Origin of the sequence: Peteryoungia aggregata LMG 23059 (assembly GCF_030814435.1) — a bacterium.
GTDB classification, from domain to species: domain Bacteria; phylum Pseudomonadota; class Alphaproteobacteria; order Rhizobiales; family Rhizobiaceae; genus Allorhizobium; species Allorhizobium aggregatum.
In genome coordinates, this window is sequence record NZ_JAUSUW010000009.1 from 79,252 (window position 1) to 105,841 (window position 26,590).

The window sequence follows — 26,590 nt, forward strand, 5'->3', positions numbered from 1 at the left end:
CTCAACATCCAATGGAGCGGCGGATTTCATTCACCTGCTGCTGCGTGGAGCAGACATTCTCGCAGGGGATGCCGTCATTGTCGGCGTCGGCCATGCGGTAGCCGTTGCACCACAGGACGACTGCTTCCTCACAACTGGACACTTGTTTGCAGGTGCGTGCCGCCATCTGTGTTTCTGTTGCTTGCGCTGCAATTGTCTGGGCCTGAAACAATGCGGGCACCAAAAGCAGACAAAATACACAACGATTCAGGGCGTTTTGATCACGGGTCATGGGGTGAAAAGCAGCTCCGCACTTGGGCTGTCCAGAAACCGCTCTCAACCTGGAGACGTGTGTTCAGTCTGGGCAGACTGGACGCGCCTTCCGTTTCCCCTGGTAGGGCTCTGCAAGACCCCGCTGTAGCAGTTCTTCCGCCAGATCGGTGCCGTTCTCCGTCATCAGCGTCGCAACGACCCTGCCGAAATACTTGTCACCGCTGATGGCGGTCAGCGTGACGGTATGATGGTCCATCATCATTGCCAGAAGAGCTTGTTTTGCTTCCTGCGCCGACTGGCGGAAGGCGGCACAACTCGAATTGATTTCGGCCGAATCGATGCCTCGCAAGCGAACATAGGTGCGTATCCGCTGGTTCGGCCAAGGCTTGGCATCGACGAGAACCGTGTCTCCATCAATGACGCGAACGACATCGGCCTGCACGGGCCCAAACATATCGGCAGCCAGCGCTGGGACGGAAAACCCCAGAGATAAACTCAGCAATCCGATCTCAAGCAGCTTGTTCTGGAACATGGTAGGAACATATTCCACAAACAGGCGCCCATCAATAGGCAATTATTCCTTTCAGAAATCGATAGCGCGTCCCTTGATCTCCCAGTCACCAAACCGCGCGGGATCCGCGCCACCGCGCCCGCCGACTTCAGGTGGCATGTTGTGGCTTGTTTCCCGGCGTCGACGTTCTTCTGCCTCGGCAAGCGCTCGTTTTGCAGCCGGGCTCAATTCTCGCGGCTGTTCGCCAGGGGAGACTTCGGCTTCACGATCTTCTGACATTATATCGACCTCTGCTGGGACGGCATTTCATGTCCAAACATTGAAATTGGGATGCCCGCTTTTTAAATCAACATGCAGAAACGGCAATAGATCAGCCGTCTCGCCGTTGCCGGAGGAGCAAGACCCATGAATACCATGCGTACCGCAATGCTGCTCGCCTTCATGACTGCCCTTTTCATGGGCGTCGGCTTCATGATCGGCGGTCGTAGCGGCATGATGATCGCCTTCGTCATCGCGGCGGGCATGAACTTCTTCTCCTATTGGAATTCCGACAAGATGGTGCTTCGGGCCTATCGGGCCCAACAGGTCGATGAACGAACAGCGCCGGAGTTCTATGGAATGGTGCGAGACCTAGCCCGCAATGCAGGCCTGCCTATGCCCAAGGTCTATGTCTTCGACAGCCCGCAGCCGAATGCATTTGCCACTGGGCGTAATCCAGAGAATGCGGCTGTTGCCGCTTCGACAGGCCTGCTGCAGCGTTTGACGCCGGAGGAAGTCGCTGGTGTCATGGCGCATGAACTGGCGCATATCGAGAATCGCGACACCCTTACCATGACCATCACCGCGACCCTCGCCGGTGCGATTTCGATGCTGTCGAACTTCGCTTTCCTATTCTCGAGCGGTCGTGACAATCGCAACAATCCCTTTGGTTTCATCGGTGTGATCATCGCCATGATCGTGGCGCCACTTGCGGCCATGCTGGTCCAGATGGCGATCAGCCGGACACGCGAATACGCGGCTGACCGTCGTGGCGCCGAGATCTGTGGCCAGCCGCGCTGGCTGGCTTCTGCGCTTCAGAAGATCGCCGGCGATGCCGCGCAGATCGAGAACCAGGAAGCCGAGCGCAATCCTGCAACAGCACACATGTTCATCATCAATCCCTTGAATGGCCAGAGGATGGACAATCTCTTCTCGACGCATCCCAATACCCGGAACCGCATCGAGGCGCTTTTGGCGATGACCGATATCTCGGTCGGGGGATCGACGCCGCCGTCCCCCCCTGTTAAGGCAACGCGCATTGCGCGTTCCGTTCCGACCACGGGTTGGGGACGCGGCAAAGCCGAACCACCCAAGGGACCATGGTCTTGAACGACACACCGACTGGCAAGCCGAAGAAGAAGATAAGGGATGGCAACAAGGGGCATCGCGGACCCTCGTCTCGGCCGGTTTTGAAACCAGGACTGGAGGCCCGTCTCGCTGCGAGCCGACTTCTTGCTGCCGTCGTCGACCGTAAGACATCACTCGATGGAATGCTTGATCCCGAACATGGGAACCCGGCGTTCCTCGCGCTTAATGACGCTGACAGAGGTCTCGTCAAGGCGATCCTTCAGAGCGCCCTGCGCCACCTGCCGCGTATTGAAGCGATCATCGGCCAGTTGCTGGACACACCCTTGCCGGAGGGTGCCCGGTCTCTCCATCACCTGTTGGTCGTTGCTGCCGCGCAGATGCTTTATCTCGATGTTCCGGATCATTCGGCCGTGGATCTCGCAGTGGAGCAGGCTAGCAGTGACCCGCGGAGTCGGCGCTTTTCCAAGCTTGTAAATGCTGTCCTCAGGCGAATCGGGCGCGAGAAGGCATCACTTCTCACCGCCGTCGAAGAAATCCCCTGCATGCCGGACTGGTTCATGCGACGCCTTTCTGAGGTGTATGGTGAGGAGCATGCCTTGGCGATCGCAAGCTCGCAGCTCGCTCCACCGACAATCGACCTGACAGTCAAGCAGGATCCTGCTGCATGGGCGGAGAAGCTGGGTGGTCAGCTCATGCCCAATGGTACCGTCCGCCTGGATCGCTTCCGTGGCTCGGTGACCGCTCTCGATGGTTTCGATGACGGTTCCTGGTGGGTGCAGGATGTGGCCGCCGCCATCCCGGCCAAACTGTTTGGGGACCTGACTGGAAAACGCGTTGCTGATCTCTGCGCCGCACCCGGCGGCAAAACGGCTCAGTTGGTGCTTGCCGGCGGCAACGTCTTGGCCGTCGAGCAATCAGCGTCGCGGCTGAAGCGCCTCGAAGCCAACCTGGCGCGTCTGCGGTTGTCCGCCGAAACCCTTTGTGTAAACCTCCTTGAGATCAGCGATCGCGGCGTCTTCGATGCGATTCTGCTGGATGCTCCCTGCTCGTCCACCGGTACCACGCGCCGCCATCCCGACGTGCTTTGGACGAAGGACGCGGCTGACATCGCCAAGCTCGCGGCCTTGCAGGAGAAGCTCCTGCGTCATGCGGTGACCTTGCTCAAGCCCGGTGGTCGACTCGTGTTTTCCAACTGTTCCATCGATCCTTCCGAGGGCGAGAACCTGGTCGATCGTGTTCTCATGGATGATCGGAGCTTAAAACTTGAGCTGGTGCAGCCGGCCGACTGGCCGGGCCTCGAGGAGGCCATCACTGCCAGGGGCGAGTTTCGCACAACACCCGCCATGCTTGCTGAGCAGGGTGGTGTCGACGGCTTCTACGCCTGTGTCATTGCTAAAATTTAACTAATATCTGAATAAAGCTGTTGGGAAGTCTGCGCGGATGCCATCGGTGGCTCTGCGGGGGCCACGCCTGACGCTATGAGCTACAATTTCGCGCCGTCGGATGATCGGTGCCGGGAAGTCCGAATCTCCGGCTCGCAATCTGTCGGGATCACGGAAATAGCCGGATCATCATGATTCGGTGACAGGGACCAGTATGCGAATCAATGATCGTGGCAGATTGATTACGCTTCATGTTGCCGAAGGCTGGCGACGGTTGCGGCAGGCGGCTGCGATAGTGGCACCGGGTGTTCTCCAGCCAGGTCGTTTCCGGGTGAGCCGGGTGGTTGTTGCACCGACGGATCTGAGGGCGGTCGATTCCTTCGTGGCGGAGGAAATACTCAACGGTCGATACCCTCTTGCCGGTCGCATTCTCGATACCGAGGGCCAATCCCCGTTTGACAGGGAGCTCCCCTCCATGCAGTTCGCGCGGCGACTGCATGGCTTCGGCTGGTTGCGGCATATTCGCGCCGACAAGAGTGCCGCAGCCTGCAACAACGCGCGCTGGATCACGGACCAATGGATTGCCCTTCATGGGGGCCGCACGAGCGGTATCGCCTGGGACAATGAAGTCGTCTCCCGTCGTATCATCAGCTGGCTTTCGCATTCACCAGTGGTGCTCCAGGATGCAGATGCAGGCTTCTATCGTCGTTTCACAGGATCTCTCGGCCAGCAGGTGCGTTATCTTCAGCGACGCGTGGACTCGCTGCCCGACGGCCTGCCCCGACTGAAGGCACGGATTGCGATCGCCATGGCATCGATCGCTGCGGAAGCACGCCCCGCAGTCGTGCGTCGTGCGGGTCGGCTTCTCGACCGGGAGCTTGAGCGGCAGGTCCTGCCTGACGGCAGCCATGTCTCGCGTAACCCCCAGGCGTCAGTCGATCTGCTCTTCGATCTTTTGCCGCTGCGGCAGAGCTACATCAATCTCGGTCATGACGTGCCATCGAAGCTGATACCAGTCATTGATCGGATGTATCCCGCCGTGCGGTTCTTCCGGCATAGCAGCGGCGATCTTGCATTGTTCAACGGGTCCAGTTCATCACTGGCAACCGATCTGATGAGCGTTCTCCGATACGACGAAACGGCCGGCCAGCCTTTCAAAGCCTTGCCACATGGTGGCTATCAGAGGCTGTCCGGTGGCGATACGATCATTCTCGTCGATGCCGGCAAGCCGCTTTCAACGCGCCTTTCGGCGACTGCGCATGCGGGCTGCCTGTCGTTTGAACTGTCCTCGGGGCGCAATCGGTTCATCGTCAATAGTGGGTCGCCTCGGTTTGCAGGCGAGCGGCTCCGTCAGCTGGCGCGAACGACTGCTGCACATTCGACGGTGTGTATCGGCGACGTCTCTTCCGCCCAGATTGCACGATCCTCGCATCTCGGCCCGGTGATGCTGTCCGGTCCCTCGAAGATCGTGATCGACCGTCAGACGGGGCCGGATGGGAGTGATCGCCTGTCGGCACGTCACGACGGCTATGTCAGGCGTTTCGGTGTGATGCATGAACGCGAGATTCGCATCAACGAGCAGGGTACGAAGATTGCCGGACGTGACAGGCTCCTGTTGCCCGATGGGTTGCCGACACCGAACCTGCCCAATGCCGAGGTGATAGCGCGCTTTCACATTCATCCGTCTATTGCAGTGGAACGCGCCGATGATCGCCGGGTCCGGCTCGTCGCTCCCGATGGTGAAAGCTGGACCTTCTCAATACCGGTTGGTCAACTGATGCTCGGCGAGGACGTGTTCTTTGCAGATGTCTCGGGCATTCGGCCCTCGCAGCAGCTGGAAATCCAGTTCGACGGGCCGGAAATCCGCTGGTTTCTCGCTCATCACTCGTGAGACCTGCGATCTTGCGGTTTCATCAGGGATGAACCTGTGCTAGGCGGCGGCATCGCGCCCGCTGCCGCTTTTCCGGGCGCCTCGCCAGCTCGGAGTGAACCCATGGCCGTCGTATCCAAGAAGATTCCCGCCCCTGACCTCGTCCGCGTCCGCACCGCGCTTCTTTCGGTGTCCGACAAGTCCGGTATCGTCGAGTTCGCCCTGGCACTGCACCAACGCGGCGTACGCCTGCTGTCGACCGGCGGCACACACAAAACTCTGGCCGCGGCAGGCCTTCCGGTCATCGACGTTTCCGAAATCACAGGCTTTCCCGAGATCATGGATGGACGCGTCAAGACGTTGCATCCCCGCGTGCACGGTGGCCTTCTTTCTATCCGTGACGACGCTGACCATGTCGAGGCAATGAAACTCCATGGGATCGAGGCGATCGACCTCTCGGTCATCAACCTCTATCCGTTCGAGCAGGTGAGAGCTGCGGGGGGCGACTACCCGACCACGGTCGAGAACATCGATATTGGCGGCCCTGCCATGATCCGTGCCTCTGCCAAGAACCACGCCTATGTCGCCGTCGTTACCGATGCGGCGGATTATCCTGAGGTTGTTGCCGCTCTCGCTGACAACGACGGGCAAACGACATATGCGCTGCGTCAACGTCTGGCGGCCAAGGCCTATGCTCGGACCGCAGCCTATGACGCTGCCATTTCCAACTGGTTCGCCGAAGCGCTTGAGATTGACATTCCGTCCTACCGGGTTGTCGGGGGCACGCTGAAGGAGAAGATGCGCTACGGCGAGAACCCGCATCAGAGCGCAGGTTTCTACGTGACGGGTGACAATCGTCCGGGAGTTGCGACAGCCACCCTTCTGCAGGGCAAGCAGCTCTCCTACAACAACATCAACGATACCGATGCCGCCTTTGAGCTGGTGGCCGAGTTCCCGCCGGAAAATGGTCCGGCCTGCGCGATCATCAAGCACGCCAACCCCTGCGGCGTCGCGACCGGATCGAGCTTGGCCGCGGCCTACAGGCGAGCACTGGCCTGTGACAGCGTCTCGGCTTTCGGCGGCATCATTGCGCTCAATCAGCTGCTCGATGCCGAGACGGCCCAGGAAATCGTCAAGCTCTTCACCGAGGTGATCATTGCGCCGCAGGTGAGCGATGAAGCCAGGGCGATCATCGCTGCGAAACCCAATCTGCGTCTTCTGACGACGGGTGCCCTGCCCGATCCGCGTTCTGCCGGTATCATGGCCAAGACAGTTTCGGGCGGCCTGCTGGTGCAGAGCCGCGACAATGTCATGGTCGAGGATCTCGACCTCAAGGTCGTGACGAAGCGAGCTCCCACCGCGACGGAACTGGAGGACATGAAATTTGCGTTCAAGATCGCCAAGCATGTGAAGTCGAATGCGGTCATTTATGCGAAGGATGGTCAGACCGCAGGTATCGGCGCTGGCCAGATGAGCCGCGTCGATTCCGCTCGGATCGCTGCTCTGAAGGCTGAGGATGCGGCCAAGGCTCTGGGGCTTGCGGCCCCACTTACCAAGGGGGCCGCCGTGGCGTCGGAGGCATTCTATCCGTTCGCAGACGGTTTGCTGGCTGCTATTGCTGCCGGTGCAACGGCGGTCATTCAGCCAGGTGGCTCGATGCGGGATGACGAGGTTATCGCGGCTGCCGACGAGCATGGCGTTGCCATGGTCTTCACCGGTGTGCGCCACTTCCGCCACTGACCACTTCTATCCTCAAGGCAATGGCAAACGGCTGGCGGAGTAATCCGCCGGCCGTTTTCGTGGAGAGGCACCGGCTCAATCGTCTCTTGCGGGATAGGTCGTCCTCCACAGCAGCACCAGGCCACCAATGAGGAAGACAAGCAGTGTCGCCATTCCGGCACGTGCAGAGCCGGACCAAGCCGTGACAACCGAGAAGGAGAGTGTGGCGAGGAAGCTGGTGGCACGACCAGACAGAGAGTAGATCCCGAAATAGCGGCCTGCTTCGTGGAGTTCCACGCTGCGCGCCAGATAAGATCTCGATGACGCCTGGACCGGCCCGAAGGACATGCCGATCAACAGGCCATACAGGACATAGGCCTTCTCCGCTGGCGTTGCAAACAGGCCATCGGTGCCGGTGACCGGTAGCTGGATAAGCCCAAAGAGGGTGAAGTCGGTGCCGGTCGAGATGATGCCGAACGTCGCAACGATCAGCATGCTGAGACTCACCAGCACCACCACCTTCGAGCCAAGCGCTCTGTCCACGCGTCCCGCCACCAGGCAACCGAAGATCGCCACGACGTTCAGGATGATGCCGTAGATGCCGATCTCCATCGTCGACCATCCGAACATTGCAGCCGCAAACACGCCGCCCAACACGAGAAGGCCATTCACGCCATCCTGATAGACCATTCGGGCAATCAGAAAGCGCAGGATGTTCGTCCTGTGGCGGAGTTCGCGAAGAGTCGATCTGATCTCCCGCAATCCGGAGCGGATCGCGGAAGCCAATGGCTTGCCCTTTGCAGCGTCTGGCGTGAAGAGAAACATCGGAAGTATGAAGAGCAGATACCAGACGGCAGAGATCGGACCCGTGATCCTGGCGTCCTCGCCTGCAGCAGGATCCAGCCCGAAGAGCGGCTCCATGCCGATCAGTGTCTTGCCGGTCGATGGGTTGCCAGCGAGGAAAAGGACGACGAAGATCAGCACAATGATGCCGCCCATGTAGCCCATGCCCCATGCGATGTTGGAGACGCGGCCCACATCCTCCTGGCTGACCAGGCGCGGCATCATGGAATCGTTGAAGACGATCGAAAATTCGGCGGCCACACTGGCGAGGATCATCAACAGCATGATGAACGCGACAGATGATCCGGGCGCAGCCGTCCAGAGCATCGCCAGACATACAATCTTGATCAGGGCAAAGAAGGCGATCCAGGGTTTGCGGGCGCCGGATTCATCTGCAATCGACCCCAGGATGGGCGCTAGAATGGCGATCAGCACGCCCGAGATGGTTGCGGCATTGCTCCAGGCCGTCTGCGCGCTGACCGGGTCCTCGGTCATGCGCGATACAAAATACGGTCCGAAGATGAATGTCGTCACGACGGTGAAAAAGGGTTGTGCCGCCCAGTCGAAAAACATCCAGCCACGGACACCCCTGTCTATGGGACCGTGGCTGGACTTTGCATCTGTTCTTGTCGTCACGTGCACCCTCGCAGGCTTTCAGGCCCGGGACAGTGTCACCTCACGTGGTCTTGTGCAAGATCACCGAGCAGGCCGGCGGCCACCGCCAGTTTCGATATGCTTGGTTCACCGCTGTCGACAATGGACGCCAGTTCCTTGCCAATGCGATCCACGCGGGCCTTGTCCGTTGCCAGCCATGCCTGGACTGGCTCTGTTTCTTGACCGTGGCTCGTCAGAGCGGCGCAGACGATTTCTCGACGTGCCTGTCCTATGCGGTCGAGGCTGCGGGTCAGGGCTAGGCTGTCGTAGTGGTCGGAGGTTTGGATCCTGCCTGCATTGTCGATGAGTCGACCGATACGGAACGCTTCAGACACGGAGAAGAAACCGCGCATGGCATTGGCAAAATTCGAACTCGTTTTCTCGGCGATCTGCAGGATCTCCGGAAGAAGCTGCATGATCTGAAGGTTGACCACCTCCGACGCGAGGCCTGCCGGCACGCCCGCCTGCGTCAATGTCGCGATCTGATCGTCGTAATGGTCGCGCAGCAGGGAGGGCAGGGCCTTCCGGAAGACGGGCGTTGCCGTGGCAACGGCGGCATTCAGTTGCACCACTGCGTCGCTGATGCTGCCCTTGGCAAGGCCGGTGTCAATCAGGAGCCTGGTCATCTGCCTGTAGACCCCCGAAACCATGGCATATAGCTGGTTCTGCGTCTGGCCCGGGATCTTGGCGTCGAGCGCGTCGATCTTACCCCACAATACCGTCAGATCCAGTGCGTCCCGCGTTACGAGCGCGGCCTTTACCACCTCGTTGGCTGCTGCACCGGTTGCATCACAAACAGAGACGACAAATCCTGGACCGCCGCGGTTGATCGCATGGTTGGCGAGCACTGTGGCGACAATCTCTCGCCGCAGCCGATGTCCTGCGATATCCGTGGCAAATGTCTTGCGCATCGCCGCCGGGAAGTAGTTGAACAGCGTCGCTTCGCAATAGGGATCGTCGGGGAGATCAGACTCGATCAATTGATCGAAGAGAACGATCTTCGCGTAAGAGAGTAAAACGCCGATCTCTGGTCGCGTTAACGCTTTGCCAGAGACGTAGCGTTCCGCAACGGCAGCAGCATCAGGAAGCGTCTCTACCTTGCGATTGAGACGTCCCAAGCCTTCAAGGTAATCCATGAGCCGGCTCAGTTCCTCGCGATTGCCCGCCTCCTTACCTTCGGTCAACGATATCGCCAGCGACTGAAGATAGTTGTTGCGCAGCACCAGCTCTGCAACTTCATCTGTCATTTCCGCGAGCAGGACGTTCCGTTTCTCGCGAGGCAGGCGGCCCTCTTGCATCGCAGGGCTGAGCGCAATCTTGATGTTCACCTCCACGTCCGAGGAGTTCACGCCAGCCGAGTTGTCGATCGCGTCCGAATTGCACCGACCGCCGTTCAATGCATAGGCGATGCGGCCCTTCTGGGTGACGCCGAGATTGGCACCTTCACCGATTACCCGGGCACGGACATCAGTGGCATCAATGCGGATTGCGTCGTTGGCGCGGTCGCCGACCTCCGCATCGGTTTCGGACGCTGCCTTGATGTAGGTGCCGATACCGCCGAACCACAGAAGATCGACCGGCGCCTTAAGGATGGCGGTCATGATGTCCATTGGCGTCGCCGAGGAGGTTTCGAGCCCGATCGCAGCCGCGGCTTCCGGCGTAAGGGTCACGGATTTTTCGTTGCGCGAAATGATCATCGCCCCGGGCGACAGTGTGGACCTGTCGTAGTCCTGCCAGCTTGAGCGCGGCAGGTTGAACATGCGCTTGCGCTCGGCGAAGGATCTGGCCGGATCGGGATTTGGATCAATGAAGATGTCGCGGTGATCAAAGCCAGCGATCAGCTTGATCTTTTCAGAAAGCAGCATCCCGTTGCCGAATACGTCACCGGACATGTCTCCGACGCCCGCCACGGTGAAGGGCGTCGTCTGGATATCGGTATCGACCTCGCGGAAGTGGCGCTTGACTGTCTCCCATGCGCCGCGTGCGGTGATACCCATCTTCTTGTGGTCGTAACCAGCCGAACCGCCCGATGCGAAGGCGTCGTCCAGCCAGAAGCCCGCGGCTTGTGCAAGCCCGTTTGCCGTATCGGAAAAGGTCGCGGTTCCCTTGTCGGCGGCGACGACGAAATAGGGATCGTCGCCATCCGGACGCAACGTATCTGCCGGTGGCGAAACCTCTCCGCCGACGATGTTGTCAGTGATCGAGAGCAGCGTCCGGATGTAGGTCTTGTAGGCCTCTGTTCCGGCGGCCAGCCAGGCCTCCCTGTTGTTCTGAGGCGGCAGGAGTTTCGGGAAGAAGCCACCCTTGGCGCCGACCGGAACAATGACGGCGTTTTTCACCTGCTGTGCCTTGACCAGCCCCAGCACTTCAGTGCGGTAGTCCTGGGCACGATCAGACCAGCGCAAACCTCCGCGGGCGACCTTGCCGAAGCGAAGGTGCACACCCTCCACCTCGACACCATAAACGAAAATCTCTCGGAACGGTCGCGGCTCCGGTAGGCCGTCCAGCTTGTGAGGGTCGAACTTGAATGCAAGCATTGGTCGGTCGCTTTGCATGTAACCCTTCTGGAAGAAGTTGGTGCGCAGCGTGGCCTCGATCGCATTGATGTAGCGACGCAGGATGCGATCCTCGTCGAGACTCTTGACGTCCGACAGGTGGTTTTCCAGTGATTGCAGGAGTTCCGCCTGACGGCTATTTCTAGGCTTCTCGGCGAGCGAAGGATCGAAACGGTTACGAAACAGAGCTGCCAGATCCGAAGCGATTGTCGGGTGTTTTGTCAGTGTTTCCGACATGTATGACAGCGAATATACGGTCCCCGCCTGGCGTAGATATGCGGCATAGGCCCTGAGCAAAGAGGCCTCGCGAGCGTTGATGCCGGCGGCAAGGATCAGCCGATTGAAAGTGTCGTTGTCCACCGCGCCGGTGAACGCAGCCAGGAAGGCTTCCTCAACCTGTGCCGCATGCTGCCCGATTTCAAAGGATACACCTTCGGGTGCCTGCAGTTCCATGTCGTGCAGGACCACGGAGCGCTGCTCCTTTCCGGACGGTCCGACGCCGATGTCGAAGGTACGTTCGCTGATGACGCTGAAGCCTAGGTTTTCGAGCAGCGGTACGCGGCGGGACAGGGGAAGATGGTCGCCCGCATGGAAAATTTTCAGGTAGAGCAGTGCGCCGTGTTCGGCCGCTACCTGATGGAACTCCAGCGACAGGGGCGCTCCTGCGAGGCAAGCCTTGATATGTTTCAGGTCGCTGACCGCTTCCTCCGGCGTGAACGCTTCCTGGAAGGCCTGGCCGACATCAAGCGCTGGTGCATCGGCGCCCGCGAGCGCGGCAAAACGGTCGCTCCAGCGGGCGGTGATCTCGCGAACCGCGTCTTCGAGCGTCGCCTGCGGGATCTGGGGCGTGGCGCCTTCGCGCCGTCCGATGATGATGTGGACGCGAGCCACCCCGCCTTCCGGAAATGCCGGGTAGAATGCGGATACGTGCCCTTTGTAGACGGTCTGGAAATAGAGGCCGATCTTCTCGCGAACCATCGAGTTGTAGTCTTCGCGCGGAACATAGACGATCAGCGAAACGAAACGATCGAAGTGATCGATGCGTGGGAGAACGCGGACCCGCGGACGCTCCGAGAGATCGTTGATCTGCTCACAGAACTTCGCCAGCAGATCCGGCGTAATCTGGAACAGGTCGTCGCGGGGGTAGTTTTCGAGCGTGTTCTGCAGCATTCGCCCCGAATGGCTGCGTGGGTCAAAGTCGAAGTGGGAGACGACCTTTTCCACTTTTGCTCGCAGAAGCGGGATCTGGTTGACCGAGCGGGTGTAGGCCGTTGCGGTGAAGAGACCGACAATGCGCAGTTCGCCGACCACCTTGCCGCCCGGCCCGAACCGCTTGATACCCACGTAGTCCATGTAGGCGCGCCGGTGGACCACCGATTTTACATTTGCCTTGGTAACGATGAGGAAATCGGGGCCCTGCAGGAATGCAAGGATTTCCGGCGTCGTGGTGACCTGGTTCTGGCCCTGGCGCAGAACCAGTACATCCGGATCTGAAAGGATGCCGAGACCACTGCCTTTTCCGCGTTCGACGGTCGCGTCCGCGCCTTCGCCGGAATAGACGTATTCGCGCATCCCTAGGAAGGTGAAATTGTTGTTGCGGAGCCATTCGAGGAACGCGACTGCCTCGTCACGCTCGGGCTCGCTCCGTCCTGCTGTCAGATCGCGCAACTCCGAAAGCGTCTTTTCCAGAAGGTTGAGCATTGGCTTCCAGTCGTTGGCGGCCATTTTGACCTGGCTCAACACATGCTTAAGGCGCTGTATGAGGTCGGCTGACTGCTCCGCGGAAAGCGATGCCAGATGGAGCTGGATATAGCTTACCTTGATTGCGCCTTCGGGGTCGGAATCCGGATTGGACAGGGAGATATCACCACGTGGTGTCACAGCCAGGATAGGATGGACCGCCATATAGATGTCCCGGTAGTGGCTGGTCACCTCTGCCATCAGCGAATCGTAGAGGAAGGACTTGTTGTGATCGACGATGGACAGCACGCTGACGGGCAAGCCGCCCGGCTCCACGCCATCGATCGGTTCGATGCGTATATGAGGCGTTTCGCGGTCCCATCCGGCAATGTCCTGGGCTGCCTTTATGGCCGAGCGCGCCAGCATTTCCGGTTTGTAGCGGTCAAGGTCGTCATTGCTGGCGCGACCGAAGATGACCTGGGGAGGAGCGAATGCGCCGCCCAGCTTGCGGGCGACCCCCTCAGCATTCTCAAGCAATTGATCCCGCTTTGTGTTGCCAGTCCTGCCCATTTTCCCCTCCGTAGCTCGCGCGTTTCGCGTAATGTTCCCGCAAATGGTTTGCGAAAGTATGTATGGGATAGAGATATGAAAAAATCAGGCAAAAATATGCGGCTCATTTCACCAAATTCCGGAAATTTTCACCTAAAATCGTCTCATCACAGAGTGAATACCGGTCCTGAGAACGGAATGGCATAAAATGCACGGAAGAACAGAGGGTGCCGTTATCGTCATCTCCAGTCATGTGGTTCGCGGATCGGTCGGCAACCGGGCTGCCGTCTTCGCTCTTGAGACCCTCGGCCGACCTGTCTGGGCGCTGCCGACCGTCGTCCTGCCCTGGCATCCCGGTCATGGTCCGGCGACCCGTCTGCAGTTTCCCGACGACGACTTCGATCGGGTGATCGATGATCTTGTCAATGCGCCCTGGCTCGGAGAAGTATCGGCAATTTTGTCGGGGTATTTCGGTAGCCCCCGGCAGCCCGCTGCCATCAAGCGGCTCGTGACGGCAGCCCGCCAGCAGAATCCCGGACTTGTTTATCTCTGTGATCCGGTGATGGGAGATCTTGGCGGACTTTACGTTCCCGTCGAGACGGCAGCGGCCATTCGTGATTGCCTGATGCCGATCGCGGACATTGCAACGCCCAACCGATATGAATTGCAATGGATGGTCGGCGGTGAACTGGCCAGCAACCAGGCGATCATCGACGCTGCGCTGTCGCTCGGGCCGAAGCGGATGCTGGTTACGTCGGCGGTGCCGATGATGGCCGGCGGGACGGGCAATCTTCTGCTCAGTGGCCGATCTGCCCTGCTTGCGGAGCATCGACTGATCGAAAATCCACCGAACGGCCTCGGTGACCTTCTCGCTGCTGTATTCCTGGCTCGGCTGCTGGACGGGATGGATGAAGAGAAGGCGCTGCAATCGGCAACTGCCAGCGTCTTCGAAATTCTGGCTCGAACCGCAAAGCGTGGAGCAGACGAGCTTGCCCTCGAAAGTGATGCCTCAAGCCTGTCAACGCCGATGGCAATGGTGCAGATGCGTCGTCTCCTGCATCCCTCTCAGCGAAAACCCTCTCGCCCTGAATGAAGCCAGGCAGACATCCGCTGCTCGCCACGGTGTTGCCACGGTGGATCACGCATTGTAATCGGTAGCCATGACCCAATTTCCTCCCGCCCTCCTCAACGGCTACCGCAATTTCATGGGTGGCCGGTATAGTGACCAGCGCGAACGCTATCGGGTGCTCGCCGAGCAGGGCCAGAAGCCCAACACCCTGGTTGTTGCCTGTTGCGATTCACGCGCCGCACCGGAGATGATTTTCGATTCTATTCCAGGCGAGCTCTTCGTGGTGCGCAATGTCGCAAACATGGTGCCCCCCTATGAGCCAGATGGGCAGTACCACTCCACTTCGGCGGCACTCGAATTCGCGGTTCAGGCGCTTAGGGTCCAGGACATCATCGTAATGGGGCACGGGCGTTGCGGCGGGATCCGAGCCGCATTGGATCCGAACGCCGAGCCGCTCTCGCCGGGCGATTTTATTGGCAAATGGATGAACCTGGTGGCACCGGCGGCCGAGCAGATCCAGGGCAATTCCGACATGACCCCGGCGGAACGCCAGACGGCGCTCGAGCGAATTTCTATTCGCAATTCGATTGCGAACTTGCGGACTTTTCCCTGCGTGAAGATTCTCGAAGAACGCGGAAAGTTGCGCATTCACGGCGCCTGGTTCGACATCAGCAACGGCGAGTTGTGGCTGATGAACCCGATATCCCAAGACTTCGTTCGGCTGGATGTCGACGCTGCCGTCTCGCTCGCCTGAACTGACACATATTCTGGGTCACGGAAGCCAGCGGCGGCCCGTGATCAACCGCCGCCTAGGCGTTTGTTACTCTGCGTCGATCCGTGCCGCAATATGGGCAATCGCCTGCTGGTAGACGGTTGCAGCGTTCCAGCCCTGAATGGCGACGAAGTTCGGTTCACCCTGCTGATACCCCGCACCTGGCTGCCAGCCATGTCCCCTCAAAAAGTTTGCTGTCGAGGAGAGTGCATCTGCACGTGAGCGCACCATGTCGATATGGCCGTCACCATCGCCATCCGCACCATAGAGAACCACGTTGCGGGGAAGGAATTGCGTCTGGCCGATTTCGCCATGGGCTGCGCCCTTGGCGTTGACGTCGAGATTGCCCGCCTGAACGAGTTCCAGGGCAGCATAGAGCTGATTGGTGAAGAACTCGCTCCGGCGGCAGTCGAAGGCAAGCGTTGCGACGGCAGAGAGGGTGTGTTCCTTGCCGAGGAAGGAACCAAACCCGGTTTCCATGCCCCAGATTGCGATCAGCGGGCCGGCGGGTACTCCGTAACGCTTCTCCAGTCTGGCGAACAGCGCGGCGTTGTTCTTCTTCATCGTCTTGCCGCGGTTGATGATCGTCTCGCCACCGCGCTTCTGCATGAATTGATCGAAGGAAAGCTTGAAGCTCTTCTGCCCACGGTCAGCGCTGATGGTGCTGCGGCTGTAGCTCACCGTCGAAAACACCTTGTCGAGCATGCGGGGACTAAACCCCTGACCGGCTGCCTGCTGCTTGAACGCAGCGGCCCATTGCTCGAAGCCCTCAGACGTATTGCTGCAGGTGGCCGCGGTTGCAGAGCCTGCGCCGACCAAGACGGCGGCTACGGACATCAGGACCGCCGACAAAGTGGATGTCAGTCGCATTCATGCCTCATTACGGACTGTTGAAAAGGATCGAATCGGCCGCACCATGCCAGCGAAACATCAGGATGTCATCCACCCAGCGCTAATGTAGGGCTGGCCGTCTTTCAAAACGGATCACATTTGCCTGAAGCGCGGGAGGATGGCTTTCCGGCCCAAGCCGGAAAGCCCTTGTTGACAGAATATCAGGCCGCTGCACGCGGCTTGATCAGGCCGCGATTGACCAGAAGCTCGGCGATCTGGATGGCGTTCAGAGCAGCGCCCTTACGCAGGTTGTCGGAGACAACCCACATGTTCAGGCCGTTTTCGACGGTGGCATCTTCACGGATGCGCGAGATGTAGGTCGCGTCTTCGCCGGCGCATTCGAGCGGGGTGATGTAGCCGCCGTTCTCATGCTTATCGATGACCAGGCAACCCGGGGCGTCGCGCAGGATGTCACGGGCCTGATCGGCGGTGATTTCGTTTTCGAACTCGATGTTGACCGATTCCGAGTGGCCGATGAAGACCGGTACGCGCACGGCCGTGCAGGTTACCTTGATCTTCGGATCGAGCATCTTCTTGGTTTCGGCCAGTACCTTCCACTCTTCCTTCGTGTAGCCATCTTCCATGAAGCTATCGATGTGCGGAATGACGTTGAAGGCGATGCGCTTGGTGAACTTCTTGGATTCGACCGGGTCGGCCACGAAGACAGCGCGGGTCTGGGTGAAGAGTTCGTCCATGCCTTCCTTGCCGGCGCCCGAAACGGACTGGTAGGTCGAGACCACGACGCGCTTGATCTTCGCGAAATCATGCAGCGGCTTCAGAGCCACGACCAGCTGGGCAGTCGAGCAATTCGGGTTGGCGATGATGTTCTTTTTCTTGAACCCGGCAATGGCGTCCGGATTGACCTCTGGCACGATCAGCGGCACTTCGGAATCGTAGCGCCAGGCTGAGGAGTTATCGATGACGACGCAGCCCTGCGCGCCAATCTTCGGCGACCACTTCTGGGAGATCGTGCCGCCGGCCGACATCAGGCAAATGTCGGTGTCGGAAAAATCGTAATTGTCGAGGTTGGAAACCTTCAGAACCTTGTCACCGAAGGAGACTTCGGTGCCCTGCGAACGGGCCGAGGCGAGCGCCACGACTTCCGATGCCGGAAATCCGCGTTCGGAAAGGATGTTCAGCATTTCGCGACCGACATTGCCGGTGGCGCCTACGACTGCAATCTTGAAACCCATGTCTATGCTCTCTTTCTGTCTCTCCGCGGATGGTGAGGGGGAAGCTCGCGACAGAACGCAACCTTCCTTGTCCCCGGCCGTGCCGGGGAGAGAGCGGTGGCCGAAGACGTCAGACGGTTTTCGTCGTCGTTTTGGCCTTGGTCGTGGATGCAAGAGAATGGCATGCGCCGCCGGCAGCAGCGCGCTGCAGGAGGTGGAAGACCGCAATGGGTTGCCCGAAAGCGTGCATGGACCGAATTCCTCTTCGCGGCGAGGGATTACAAGGTTTTTGCCGTGAGTCAAGCCGAGTGTCGGCTGGCCGCATCGAAAAGGCGCGATAGGCACTCCGTCGGCGTCTTCGTGTCACCGTGACACTGGACTGCTTGTCTCTCATTTGCGCGCGTGGAACAAGGAGATGATCTGGAGCCTTCCGAATGAGCCTTGATATACGCGACCTGACCCATGATGACCTTCCGGCCGTCACGACGATCTATGCCGATGCGGTTGCAAATGGGACGGCCAGCTACGAACTCTTGCCCCCCGACCTTCGAGAGATGTCATCGCGGTTTGAGGCCATTGTGCACAGGGGCTATCCCTATATCGCGGCTGTCGATGAGAGTGGCTGGCTCATGGGCTATGCCTATGTATCGGCATTTCGAACCCGGCCTGCCTATCGCTGGCTGGTCGAAGATTCGATCTATATCCATCCATTGGCGCGCGGTCGCGGGGTCGGAAAGGCCTTGCTGTTCGAGCTCCTCAAACGATCGGAGCACCTGGGATTTCGTCAGATGGTCGGGGTGATCGGTGGGGCAAGCGAAGCATCGATTGCCGTGCACCGCAGTTGCGGCTTCGTGTTAGCGGGGCGGCTGAGCGGCACCGGCTTCAAGCACGGGCTCTGGCTTGACACCGTCTTCATGCAGAAGTCGCTTGGCGAGGGCAATTCCACGCAACCCGATCTTCTGGCCTATCCCGGCACTTTGACCTGAAGACGTTCAGTCCAGACTCTTCAACGTCTTGTCAAAAACCTTGAGGACCTGTCGCAGATCGTGCCCACGTTTCAGAATACGGCCATCTGTCGCGATCACGGCAAATGCGCCCTGCTTGGCAGCGAGCTTCGGGTTCTTTTCTATTCGGTAAAGCGGATACTCGCCGGCGCGTTTGAAGACCGAGAAAACCGCTCTATCCTTCAGATGGTCAATCGCATAGTCGCGCCATTCGCCCTCACCGACCATCCGACCGTAGATCCATAGTATCGCATCCAGTTCGCGACGATGGAACGTGACTGGAAGGGGATCGAGGGATTGCCGATAAATGCCCAGATCGACCACACCGCTGGTCGCTTTCTCAGCACCGTCGTCTTCGTGGCGCTGCCCTTCCGGCTGCTCTGTCATCAATGCTCCACGAGCTCCGATTCATGACGGACGAATGACAGTGTGCCTGACATGCCCGAAATTGCAAGCTTATCGGGCATTGGGCCTAGGCTCATCCAGCGGCTTCATCGGCCTCGGCTCAAGAAGTGACCAAGCAGCAGTTCGCGCAGGCGGGTTGCAATGGGTGACAGCCGCTTTCCGCCGAGAGTGATCAGATGATAGGGTGTGACCACGATCGGCGTGTCCAGCCGCAGCGTGGTGAGGTTGCCGATGGGCGTCTGACGGCAGAGGAGGTCCGAGACTTCCCGCGACATCGGCGCAATCGCGTTCGATGAAGCGAGCATGGCGATCATCACAAGCAGCGACGTCGTATTGACGATATTGCGTGGAATCGGTGCGCCTTCATCGATGAATACGTTCTCCACGGCCTGCCGCAGCGGGGTGCCGGGGGCCTGCATCACCCATGGGAAATGCGCCATGTCGGAAATGTTGAGCCGATCGACATTGACCAGCGGATGGCTTCGATGGACGACGATTTCCACCTCTTCCATTGTGGCGCCTTCGACAGTGAACTGCCGTGCATCTATCCCCGCGGGAATTCGCCCAAGCACAAAATCGTACTGGCCGGATAGGAGGTCGCGGATCATCTCGCCGCTTGGTGCTACATCGACGTGGATGTCGACGGTCGACGCTTCTGCCTTCAGTGCTCGGATGGCCGGCACGACGTGACCGACCGCTCCTCCGGTGACAGCGCCGATCCGCACTGTACCCGTGAGGCCGCGCTGGATGGCCTCGACCTCGCGCGCAGCCTCGCGCATTTCTTCCAGAACGTTCTGCGCCCGGCGAGCCAGCGCGCTGCCAACCGCTGTCGGTTCCATGCCCTTCGGCGTGCGCAGGAAGATCGGCGATCCAACATAGCGCTCGATTTCACCCAGCATCCGCGATGCTGCCGGTTGTGTTAGGGCAAGTTCTTGAGCTGCAAGGCTTAATTGACCCAATTCAGCGATCGAACGGATCAGGCTCAGGTGCTTCGGTTGCAATCGGTGAATATGAATCTCGGCCATAAACAACATATCAACCATGGTATGCACAAAGTCAAAATATTCATTTGATCGGTATATGGAGCACGATAAGACTCGCCCTGGAGCTGGGGGCTGCTGCGTCAGCCGCTCGTTCTTGTTTCAGCGGGTGCCAGGAGGAGCTTGGCCTCGCACGGTATGACCAGGGAGGTTACCATGAAGAAACTTGGCGCCCTGATTGCGTCTTTCGCAATCGGCATCGCATCATTCGCGCCCGCGTCCTTCGCACAGGACAAGGGTATGGTCGGCATTTCCATGCCGACGAAGACGTCGACCCGCTGGATCTCCGACGGCGAGACCATGGAAAAGCTGTTCAAGGACGCCGGCTATACCCCGGACCTGCAGTTCGCTGACGACGACATTCCGAACCAGCTCGCCCAGATCGAAAACATGGTCACCAAGGGTGCCAAGGTTCTCGTCATCGGCGCCATCGACGGCACGACGCTTTCCGACATCCTGCAGAAGGCTGCAGACGCTGGCGTGAAGGTCATCGCTTATGACCGTCTGATCCGCGACTCGGGCAACGTTGACTACTACGCCACCTTCGACAACTTCCAGGTTGGCGTTCTCCAGGCAACCAGCCTCGTAGACGGCCTCAAGGCCAAGTTCCCGGACACCAAGCCGTGGAACGTCGAGCTCTTCGGCGGTTCGCCTGATGACAACAACGCCTTCTTCTTCTACGACGGCGCAATGTCGGTTCTGCAGCCCCTGATCGACAGCGGCGACATCGTCGTCAAGTCGGGCCAGATGGGCATGGACCAGGTTGGTACGCTGCGTTGGGACGGCACTGTCGCCCAGGCTCGTATGGAAAACCTGCTCTCCTCGACCTACACCGAAGACAAGCTGCACGGCGCTCTTTCGCCGTATGACGGTCTCTCGATCGGTATCCTGTCCGCTCTGAAGGGCGTTGGTTACGGTTCGGGCGACATGGTCATGCCGGTTGTTACCGGTCAGGACGCCGAGCTTCCTTCGATCAAGTCGATGCTTGCCGACGAGCAGTACTCGACCGTGTTCAAGGACACCCGCGAACTCGCCAAGGTCGCTGTTTCCATGGTTGACGCCATCATGGGCGGCAAGGCTCCGGAGATCAACGACGAGAAGACCTACAACAACGGTGTGAAGGTCGTTCCGTCCTACCTGCTGAAGCCGGTCGCTCTCGACAAGGCCAACGCCAAGGACGTTCTCGTCGGCGCCGGCTACTACACCGCCGACCAGATCGACAACTGATCCTTCGGATCGCATCCGGGTCCGCGACATGTCGCGGACCCATTTTCTATACGCATTGAGGGAGCTTGCGCCTTCGGCTAGATCTTTGGAGATCGCTGAACGAGCGCTGGAATTCTGCACATGGACAACATTATTCTCGAGATGCGTGGCATCACGAAGACATTCCCCGGCGTCAAGGCGCTGGACAATGTCAGCTTCAAGGTGCGCGAGGGCGAGATCCACGCACTGGTCGGCGAAAACGGTGCCGGCAAGTCTACGCTGATGAAGGTCCTGAGCGGTGTCTATCCCGCGGGAACCTATGACGGTGACATATATTATGACGGCGAAGTTCGTCGCTTTGGCCGCATTTCCGACAGCGAAGAGCTCGGCATCATCATCATTCACCAGGAGCTGGCGCTGGTGCCGCTCCTGTCGATTGCCGAGAACATCTTCCTCGGCAATGAAATCGCCCAGAACGGCGTGATCCACTGGCCCCAGACATTTGCGCGGACGAAAGAGCTGCTGGCAAAGGTCGGCCTGAAGGATGCGCCGTCGACGCGCATTACCGACATCGGTGTCGGCAAGCAGCAGCTCGTCGAAATCGCCAAGGCCTTGTCGAAGAAGGTTCGCCTGCTCATCCTTGACGAGCCGACCGCTTCGCTGAACGAGACGGATTCGGACGCTCTGCTGACGCTGCTCATGGAATTCCGCAAGCAGGGGATGACGTCGATCATCATCTCCCACAAGCTGAACGAAATTCGCAAGGTTGCCGACCAGATCACCATCCTGCGCGATGGTGGCACGGTTGAGACGCTTGACTGTCACACGCAGGAAATCACGGAAGACCGGATCATCAAGGGCATGGTCGGCCGTGACATGGAAGACCGCTACCCGAAGCGCGACCCCAAGATCGGCGACATGCTGCTCGAGGTGAAGAACTGGAACGTCTTCCACCAGAACCACCGCGATCGTCAGTTCCTGCACGATGTCGCCTTCAATGTTCGCGCCGGCGAAGTCGTCGGTATCGCGGGCCTGATGGGTGCCGGGCGAACCGAGACGGCGATGAGCATTTTCGGCAAGTCCTGGGGACACAAGATCACGGGCGACGTGCTGATGCACGGCAAGCCGGTCGATGTGTCTACGATTCCGAAGGCGATCGAGGCCGGTCTCGCCTATGTGACGGAAGACCGGAAACATCTCGGTCTCGTCCTGCAGAACAACATCAAGGAAAACACCACGCTCGCCAATCTCAATGGCGTGTCCAGTGGCACGGTCATCGACGATCGCAAGGAAGCCAAGGTCGCCGCCGATTATCGGCAGAAGCTGCGCATCCGCTCGCATTCGATCTATCAGGAGGCGGTCAACCTGTCGGGTGGCAACCAGCAGAAGGTTGTTCTGTCGAAGTGGCTGTTCACTGACCCCGAAATCCTGATCCTCGACGAGCCGACCCGCGGCATCGACGTGGGCGCGAAATTCGAAATCTACACCATCATCAACCAGCTTGCCGCCGAAGGTAAGGGCATTCTGATGATCTCGTCGGAAATGCCCGAACTGCTCGGCACCTGCGATCGCATCTACGTCATGAACGAAGGACGCATCGTCGCGGAATTGTCCAAGGAAGAAGCAAGCCAAGAGTCCATCATGCGTGCCATCATGCGCTCTGGGGAGAAACACTAATGGCCATAGACACAAGAACCGAAACCCCCAAGGTCTCCGTGGGCGACTACCTGCGCAACAACATCCGCGAATACGGACTGCTGCTCGCACTCGTTGTCATCATGTTGCTGTTCCAGGTCCTGACCGACGGCGTGCTCTTCCGTCCGGTCAACATCACCAACCTGGTGCTGCAGAACTCGTTCATCGTCATCATGGCGCTGGGCATGTTGCTGATCATCGTGGCGGGTCACATCGACCTTTCGGTCGGGTCGATCGTCGCTTTTATCGGCGGCATTTCGGCGATCATGCTGGTCAAATGGGGCTGGCATTTCTCGTTGGTGGTTCCGCTGTGTCTGGTCATTGGCGGTCTCATGGGTGCGGCTCAAGGCTACTGGGTCGCCTACCAGAAAATCCCCTCCTTCATCGTTACACTGGCCGGGATGCTGGTCTTCCGCGGCCTGACCTATGTCGTGCTTGACGGTCGCCCGATCGGTCCGTTCCCGAAGGAATTCACGCTGCTGTCGACGGGTTTCATCCCGGACTTCCTGTCTTTCACCGATCCCGCGACGAGCCTGATCAAGAACTATGTGGCACTGATCGTCATCCTGGCACTGGTCGCGCTTTCCATCTATTCCGGCATGAAGAACCGCCGCCTGAATGAAGAACACGGCACCGAGAACGAGCCTTTTGTGTTCTTCGCGATGCAGATGGGCATCATCAGCGTCGTGGCCATCTTCCTCGGCTATCAGCTCGCCACCTATCGCGGCCTGCCGAACGTGCTCGTCGTCATGGGCGTCCTGATCGCGCTCTACTCCTTCGTTACCACCCGTACGACCATCGGTCGTCGCATCTATGCGCTGGGCGGTAACGAGAAGGCTGCGAAGCTTTCGGGCATCAACACCGAGAAGCTGGTCTTCCTCACCTTCGTCAACATGGGTGTGCTCGCAGCGCTTGCCGGCATGATCATCGCGGCGCGCCTGAATTCGGCAACGCCAAAGGCGGGTGTGGGCTTCGAACTCGACGTCATCGCGGCCTGCTTCATCGGCGGTGCCTCGGCTTCGGGCGGCGTTGGCAAGATCACCGGTGCAGTCATCGGCGCCTTCATCATGGGCGTCATGAACAATGGCATGTCGATCATGGGTATCGGCATCGACTACCAGCAGCTCATCAAGGGCCTCGTGCTTTTGGCTGCTGTCTTCTTCGACGTCTACAACAAGAACAAAGCGGTCTAAGGATAGGCTTATGTTTCTCTCGCAATTGAAGGCTGGCGGCATCATTTGCCGCCAGGGTGAGGCTGCGCGCCTTGTCCCAGGATTTGAAACGACCTACGACCTCGCCAAAGCGGCGATTGCCGCGGGCACCACGGTCGCAGCCCTGATCGAAAAGCAGGGTGCGGGCGACAGCGTCGACCTCTTGGCTCTTGCGGCCGAGGGCAAGCTCGACTGCCCGGTCCGCCACCCGGATCCGGCTCACATGTATCTCACCGGGACCGGTCTGACGCATACGGGTTCGGCCTCTGCCCGCGACAACATGCATGCCGATACGGCCGGCATGAGCGACTCGATGAAGATGTTCCGCATGGGTCTGGAAGGCGGCAAGCCGAAGCCCGGCGAAACCGGCGTCCAGCCTGAGTGGTTCTATAAGGGCAACGGCTTCAACGCGGTGGCACCGGGCGAAGACCTCGTCTCGCCCTCCTTCGCGCTTGATGGTGGTGAAGAGCCTGAGATGGCCGGCTATTACATCATCGGCGAGGATGGAACCGCGCATCGTCTCGGTTTCTCGGTCGCCAACGAGTTCTCCGACCACGTGACGGAGAAGATCAACTACTTGTTCCTTGCCCATTCGAAGCTGCGCCCGGCCTCCTTCGGTCCGGAGCTGCGCGTCGGCGCCCTGCCAGACCACGTCGAAGGCACGTCGCGCATCATTCGTGGCGGCAAGACTGTGTGGGAAAAGCCGTTCCTCTCGGGTGAGGCAAACATGTCCCACACGATCGCGAACCTGGAATACCACCACTTCAAATACGCGCTGTTCTGCCAGCCAGGCGATCTCCACGTGCATATGTATGGCACGGCGACGCTTTCGGTGGCTGATGGATTCGTTACCGAGGAAGGTGACGTGTTCGAAATCGTGTCCCCGCAATTCGGCCTCCCGCTGCGCAACCGCCTGGCAAAGGCTGCAGCCGAGACCGTCAAGGTGAAGATGCTCTGAGCGGATCGGTCAACGACCCGCCCATTTCCCAGAGACAGGACGAAAGCCATGAGCAAGTTCAAACCGGCGGCCTGGCCGCGCCAACTGAGATCCCAGCACTGGTATGGCGGTACATCCCGCGACACGATCTATCATCGTGGCTGGATGAAGAACCAGGGCCACCCGCATGACCTGTTCGACGGGCGCCCCGTCATCGGCATCCTGAATACCTGGTCCGACCTCACCCCTTGCAACGGCCATCTGCGTGAACTGGCCGAAAAGGTGAAGGCCGGCGTCTGGGAAGCCGGCGGTTTCCCGGTCGAAATCCCGGTATTTTCCGCGTCGGAAAACACCTTCCGCCCGACGGCCATGATGTATCGCAACCTGGCGGCGCTGGCCGTTGAGGAGACCATGCGTGCTCAGCCCATCGATGGTGCGGTGCTGCTTGTCGGCTGTGACAAGACCACCCCGTCGCTGGTGATGGCGGCGGCCTCCACCGACATCCCCTCGATCGTCGTGACGGGCGGTCCGATGCTGAACGGCTATTTCCGCGGCGAGCGCGTCGGCTCCGGCACGCATCTCTGGAAGTTCTCCGAAGCTGTTAAGGCTGGTGAGATGACACAGGAAGAATTCGTCGAAGCCGAAGCCTCCATGTCCCGCTCCAGCGGTACCTGCAACACCATGGGCACCGCCTCGACCATGGCGTCGATGGTCGAAGCCCTCGGCATGGCGCTTTCGGGCAATGCCGCGATCCCGGCCGTCGACAGCCGCCGCAAGGTAATGGCCCAGTTGTCGGGTCGCCGGATTGTGCAGATGGTCAAGGACGACCTGAAGCCCTCCGACATCATGACCAAGGACGCCTTCGAGAACGCGATCCGCGTCAATGGTGCGATCGGTGGCTCGACCAATGCGGTCGTGCACATCCTCGCCATGGCCGGCCGCGTCGGCGTCGATCTCACCCTTGATGACTGGGATCGCCTCGGCCGCGATATTCCGACGATCGTCAACCTGATGCCATCCGGCAAGTACCTGATGGAGGAGTTCTTCTATGCCGGTGGCCTGCCGGTCGTCATCAAGATGCTCGGCGAAGCCGGCAAGCTTCACAAGGATGCGCTGACCGTCTCTGGCGAAAGCATCTGGGACGAGGTCAAGGATGTCCGCAACTGGAACGACGACGTCATCCTCCCGGTCGACAAGGCGCTGACCCAGCAGGGTGGTATCGTCGTTCTGCGCGGCAACCTGGCGCCGAAGGGCTGCGTCCTGAAGCCATCGGCTGCCTCTGCGCATCTGATGAAGCATCGTGGCCGCGCGGTGGTCTTCGAAGACATCGACGACTACAAGGCGAAGATAAACGACGAAGCGCTCGATATCGACGAGACCTGCGTCATGGTCCTGAAATACTGTGGTCCGCGCGGTTATCCGGGCATGGCCGAAGTCGGCAATATGGGTCTGCCGCCGAAGGTTCTGCGCAAGGGCATCACCGACATGGTCCGCATCTCCGATGCCCGCATGTCCGGCACGGCCTATGGTACGGTTCTCCTGCACACCTCGCCGGAAGCCGCGCGCGGCGGACCGCTCGCGATCGTCAAGAACGGCGACTTCATCGAAGTCGACGTCGAAGCCCGTCGCGTGCACCTCGATATCTCCGACGAGGAAATGCAGCGTCGTCTGGCCGAATGGCGTCCGCCGGTCGAGCCGCCGGCAAGCGGTTATGCGAAACTCTTCCACGATCACGTCGAGGGTGCCGATACCGGTGCTGACTTCGACTTCCTGAAGGGCTGCCGCGGTTCGCCGGTCGGCAAGGATGCACACTGAGGAGCCGGATC

At 59.6% G+C, this 26,590-nt stretch carries 21 protein-coding genes; 12 read left to right on the forward strand and 9 right to left on the reverse strand.

The window, feature by feature from the left end:
• Nucleotide 1: 1 nt before the first annotated feature.
• The 3 genes from J2045_RS15755 to J2045_RS15765 form a co-directional block, all read right to left on the reverse strand.
• Complete coding sequence (locus tag J2045_RS15755) at nt 2-271, reverse strand: excalibur calcium-binding domain-containing protein (protein ID WP_307374453.1); 270 nt, start codon at nt 269-271, stop codon at nt 2-4.
• Nucleotides 272-334: 63 nt separating this feature from the next.
• On the reverse strand, nt 335-826 hold the full coding sequence (locus J2045_RS15760; protein ID WP_307374455.1) for a thermonuclease family protein: 492 nt from the start codon (nt 824-826) through the stop codon (nt 335-337).
• A gap of 9 nt (nt 827-835) precedes the next feature.
• Complete coding sequence (locus tag J2045_RS15765; RefSeq protein ID WP_307374457.1) at nt 836-1,042, reverse strand: DUF1674 domain-containing protein; 207 nt, start codon at nt 1,040-1,042, stop codon at nt 836-838.
• Nucleotides 1,043-1,168: 126 nt separating this feature from the next.
• Here J2045_RS15765 and htpX point away from each other — a divergent pair, with 126 nt between their 5' ends.
• The 4 genes from htpX (at nt 1,169) to purH (ending at nt 7,102) form a co-directional block, all read left to right on the forward strand.
• Nucleotides 1,169-2,131, forward strand: a complete 963-nt coding sequence (gene htpX / locus J2045_RS15770) for a zinc metalloprotease HtpX (protein ID WP_307374459.1) — start codon at nt 1,169-1,171, stop codon at nt 2,129-2,131.
• On the forward strand, nt 2,122-3,513 hold the full coding sequence (locus tag J2045_RS15775) for an RsmB/NOP family class I SAM-dependent RNA methyltransferase (protein ID WP_307374461.1): 1,392 nt from the start codon (nt 2,122-2,124) through the stop codon (nt 3,511-3,513). Before htpX ends, J2045_RS15775 begins: the two co-directional genes overlap by 10 nt.
• 193 nt (nt 3,514-3,706) lie before the next feature.
• Nucleotides 3,707-5,383, forward strand: coding sequence for a heparinase II/III family protein (locus tag J2045_RS15780; protein WP_307374463.1), 1,677 nt, complete (start codon nt 3,707-3,709; stop codon nt 5,381-5,383).
• 102 nt (nt 5,384-5,485) lie between these two features.
• The gene (gene purH, locus J2045_RS15785; protein WP_307374465.1) at nt 5,486-7,102 is read left to right on the forward strand and encodes a bifunctional phosphoribosylaminoimidazolecarboxamide formyltransferase/IMP cyclohydrolase; all 1,617 of its coding nucleotides are present in this window, start codon (nt 5,486-5,488) and stop codon (nt 7,100-7,102) included.
• A 75-nt stretch (nt 7,103-7,177) separates the two neighbouring features.
• On the opposite strand, the gene J2045_RS15790 is transcribed toward purH, so the two are convergent.
• Together J2045_RS15790 and J2045_RS15795 are read right to left on the reverse strand one after the other, a co-directional pair.
• Entirely contained in the window at nt 7,178-8,497 is a 1,320-nt protein-coding gene (locus tag J2045_RS15790; protein WP_307374639.1) for an MFS transporter, read from the reverse strand.
• A gap of 98 nt (nt 8,498-8,595) precedes the next feature.
• Complete coding sequence (locus J2045_RS15795) at nt 8,596-13,383, reverse strand: NAD-glutamate dehydrogenase (RefSeq protein ID WP_307374467.1); 4,788 nt, start codon at nt 13,381-13,383, stop codon at nt 8,596-8,598.
• A 187-nt stretch (nt 13,384-13,570) separates the two neighbouring features.
• Between J2045_RS15795 and pdxY the strand changes: the two genes are divergently transcribed.
• Nucleotides 13,571-14,455, forward strand: a complete 885-nt coding sequence (gene pdxY / locus J2045_RS15800; protein ID WP_166601986.1) for a pyridoxal kinase PdxY — start codon at nt 13,571-13,573, stop codon at nt 14,453-14,455.
• A 67-nt stretch (nt 14,456-14,522) separates the two neighbouring features.
• A complete protein-coding gene (locus J2045_RS15805) occupies nt 14,523-15,185 on the forward strand; it encodes a carbonic anhydrase (RefSeq protein WP_307374470.1) in 663 nt (220 codons plus the stop codon).
• A gap of 66 nt (nt 15,186-15,251) precedes the next feature.
• Here the strand turns inward: J2045_RS15805 and J2045_RS15810 are convergent, their stop codons facing one another.
• Nucleotides 15,252-16,073, reverse strand: coding sequence for a lytic murein transglycosylase (locus J2045_RS15810; RefSeq protein ID WP_307374472.1), 822 nt, complete (start codon nt 16,071-16,073; stop codon nt 15,252-15,254).
• Nucleotides 16,074-16,255: 182 nt separating this feature from the next.
• The gene (locus J2045_RS15815) at nt 16,256-17,287 is read right to left on the reverse strand and encodes an aspartate-semialdehyde dehydrogenase (protein ID WP_307374474.1); all 1,032 of its coding nucleotides are present in this window, start codon (nt 17,285-17,287) and stop codon (nt 16,256-16,258) included.
• Between the two features lie 413 nt (nt 17,288-17,700).
• Between J2045_RS15815 and J2045_RS15820 the strand changes: the two genes are divergently transcribed.
• Nucleotides 17,701-18,252: a GNAT family N-acetyltransferase gene (locus J2045_RS15820; protein ID WP_307374476.1), complete on the forward strand. Its 552-nt coding sequence runs from the start codon at nt 17,701-17,703 to the stop codon at nt 18,250-18,252.
• A 6-nt stretch (nt 18,253-18,258) separates the two neighbouring features.
• On the opposite strand, the gene J2045_RS15825 is transcribed toward J2045_RS15820, so the two are convergent.
• Nucleotides 18,259-18,657, reverse strand: a complete 399-nt coding sequence (locus tag J2045_RS15825; RefSeq protein WP_166601981.1) for a DUF2794 domain-containing protein — start codon at nt 18,655-18,657, stop codon at nt 18,259-18,261.
• A gap of 104 nt (nt 18,658-18,761) precedes the next feature.
• Nucleotides 18,762-19,718, reverse strand: coding sequence for a LysR family transcriptional regulator (locus tag J2045_RS15830; protein WP_307374479.1), 957 nt, complete (start codon nt 19,716-19,718; stop codon nt 18,762-18,764).
• Between the two features lie 153 nt (nt 19,719-19,871).
• On the opposite strand from J2045_RS15830, the gene chvE reads away from it, so the two are divergent.
• From chvE to araD, 5 genes are all read left to right on the forward strand, one after another.
• Entirely contained in the window at nt 19,872-20,942 is a 1,071-nt protein-coding gene (chvE, locus tag J2045_RS15835) for a multiple monosaccharide ABC transporter substrate-binding protein (protein WP_307374481.1), read from the forward strand.
• A 120-nt stretch (nt 20,943-21,062) separates the two neighbouring features.
• Nucleotides 21,063-22,598, forward strand: a complete 1,536-nt coding sequence (mmsA, locus tag J2045_RS15840; RefSeq protein WP_307374482.1) for a multiple monosaccharide ABC transporter ATP-binding protein — start codon at nt 21,063-21,065, stop codon at nt 22,596-22,598.
• Nucleotides 22,598-23,809: a multiple monosaccharide ABC transporter permease gene (mmsB, locus tag J2045_RS15845; protein WP_166601978.1), complete on the forward strand. Its 1,212-nt coding sequence runs from the start codon at nt 22,598-22,600 to the stop codon at nt 23,807-23,809. Before mmsA ends, mmsB begins: the two co-directional genes overlap by 1 nt.
• Nucleotides 23,810-23,819: 10 nt before the next feature.
• Entirely contained in the window at nt 23,820-24,785 is a 966-nt protein-coding gene (gene araD1 / locus J2045_RS15850; RefSeq protein ID WP_307374484.1) for an AraD1 family protein, read from the forward strand.
• Between the two features lie 48 nt (nt 24,786-24,833).
• The gene (gene araD, locus J2045_RS15855) at nt 24,834-26,579 is read left to right on the forward strand and encodes an L-arabinonate dehydratase (RefSeq protein WP_307374486.1); all 1,746 of its coding nucleotides are present in this window, start codon (nt 24,834-24,836) and stop codon (nt 26,577-26,579) included.
• Nucleotides 26,580-26,590 lie beyond the last annotated feature (11 nt).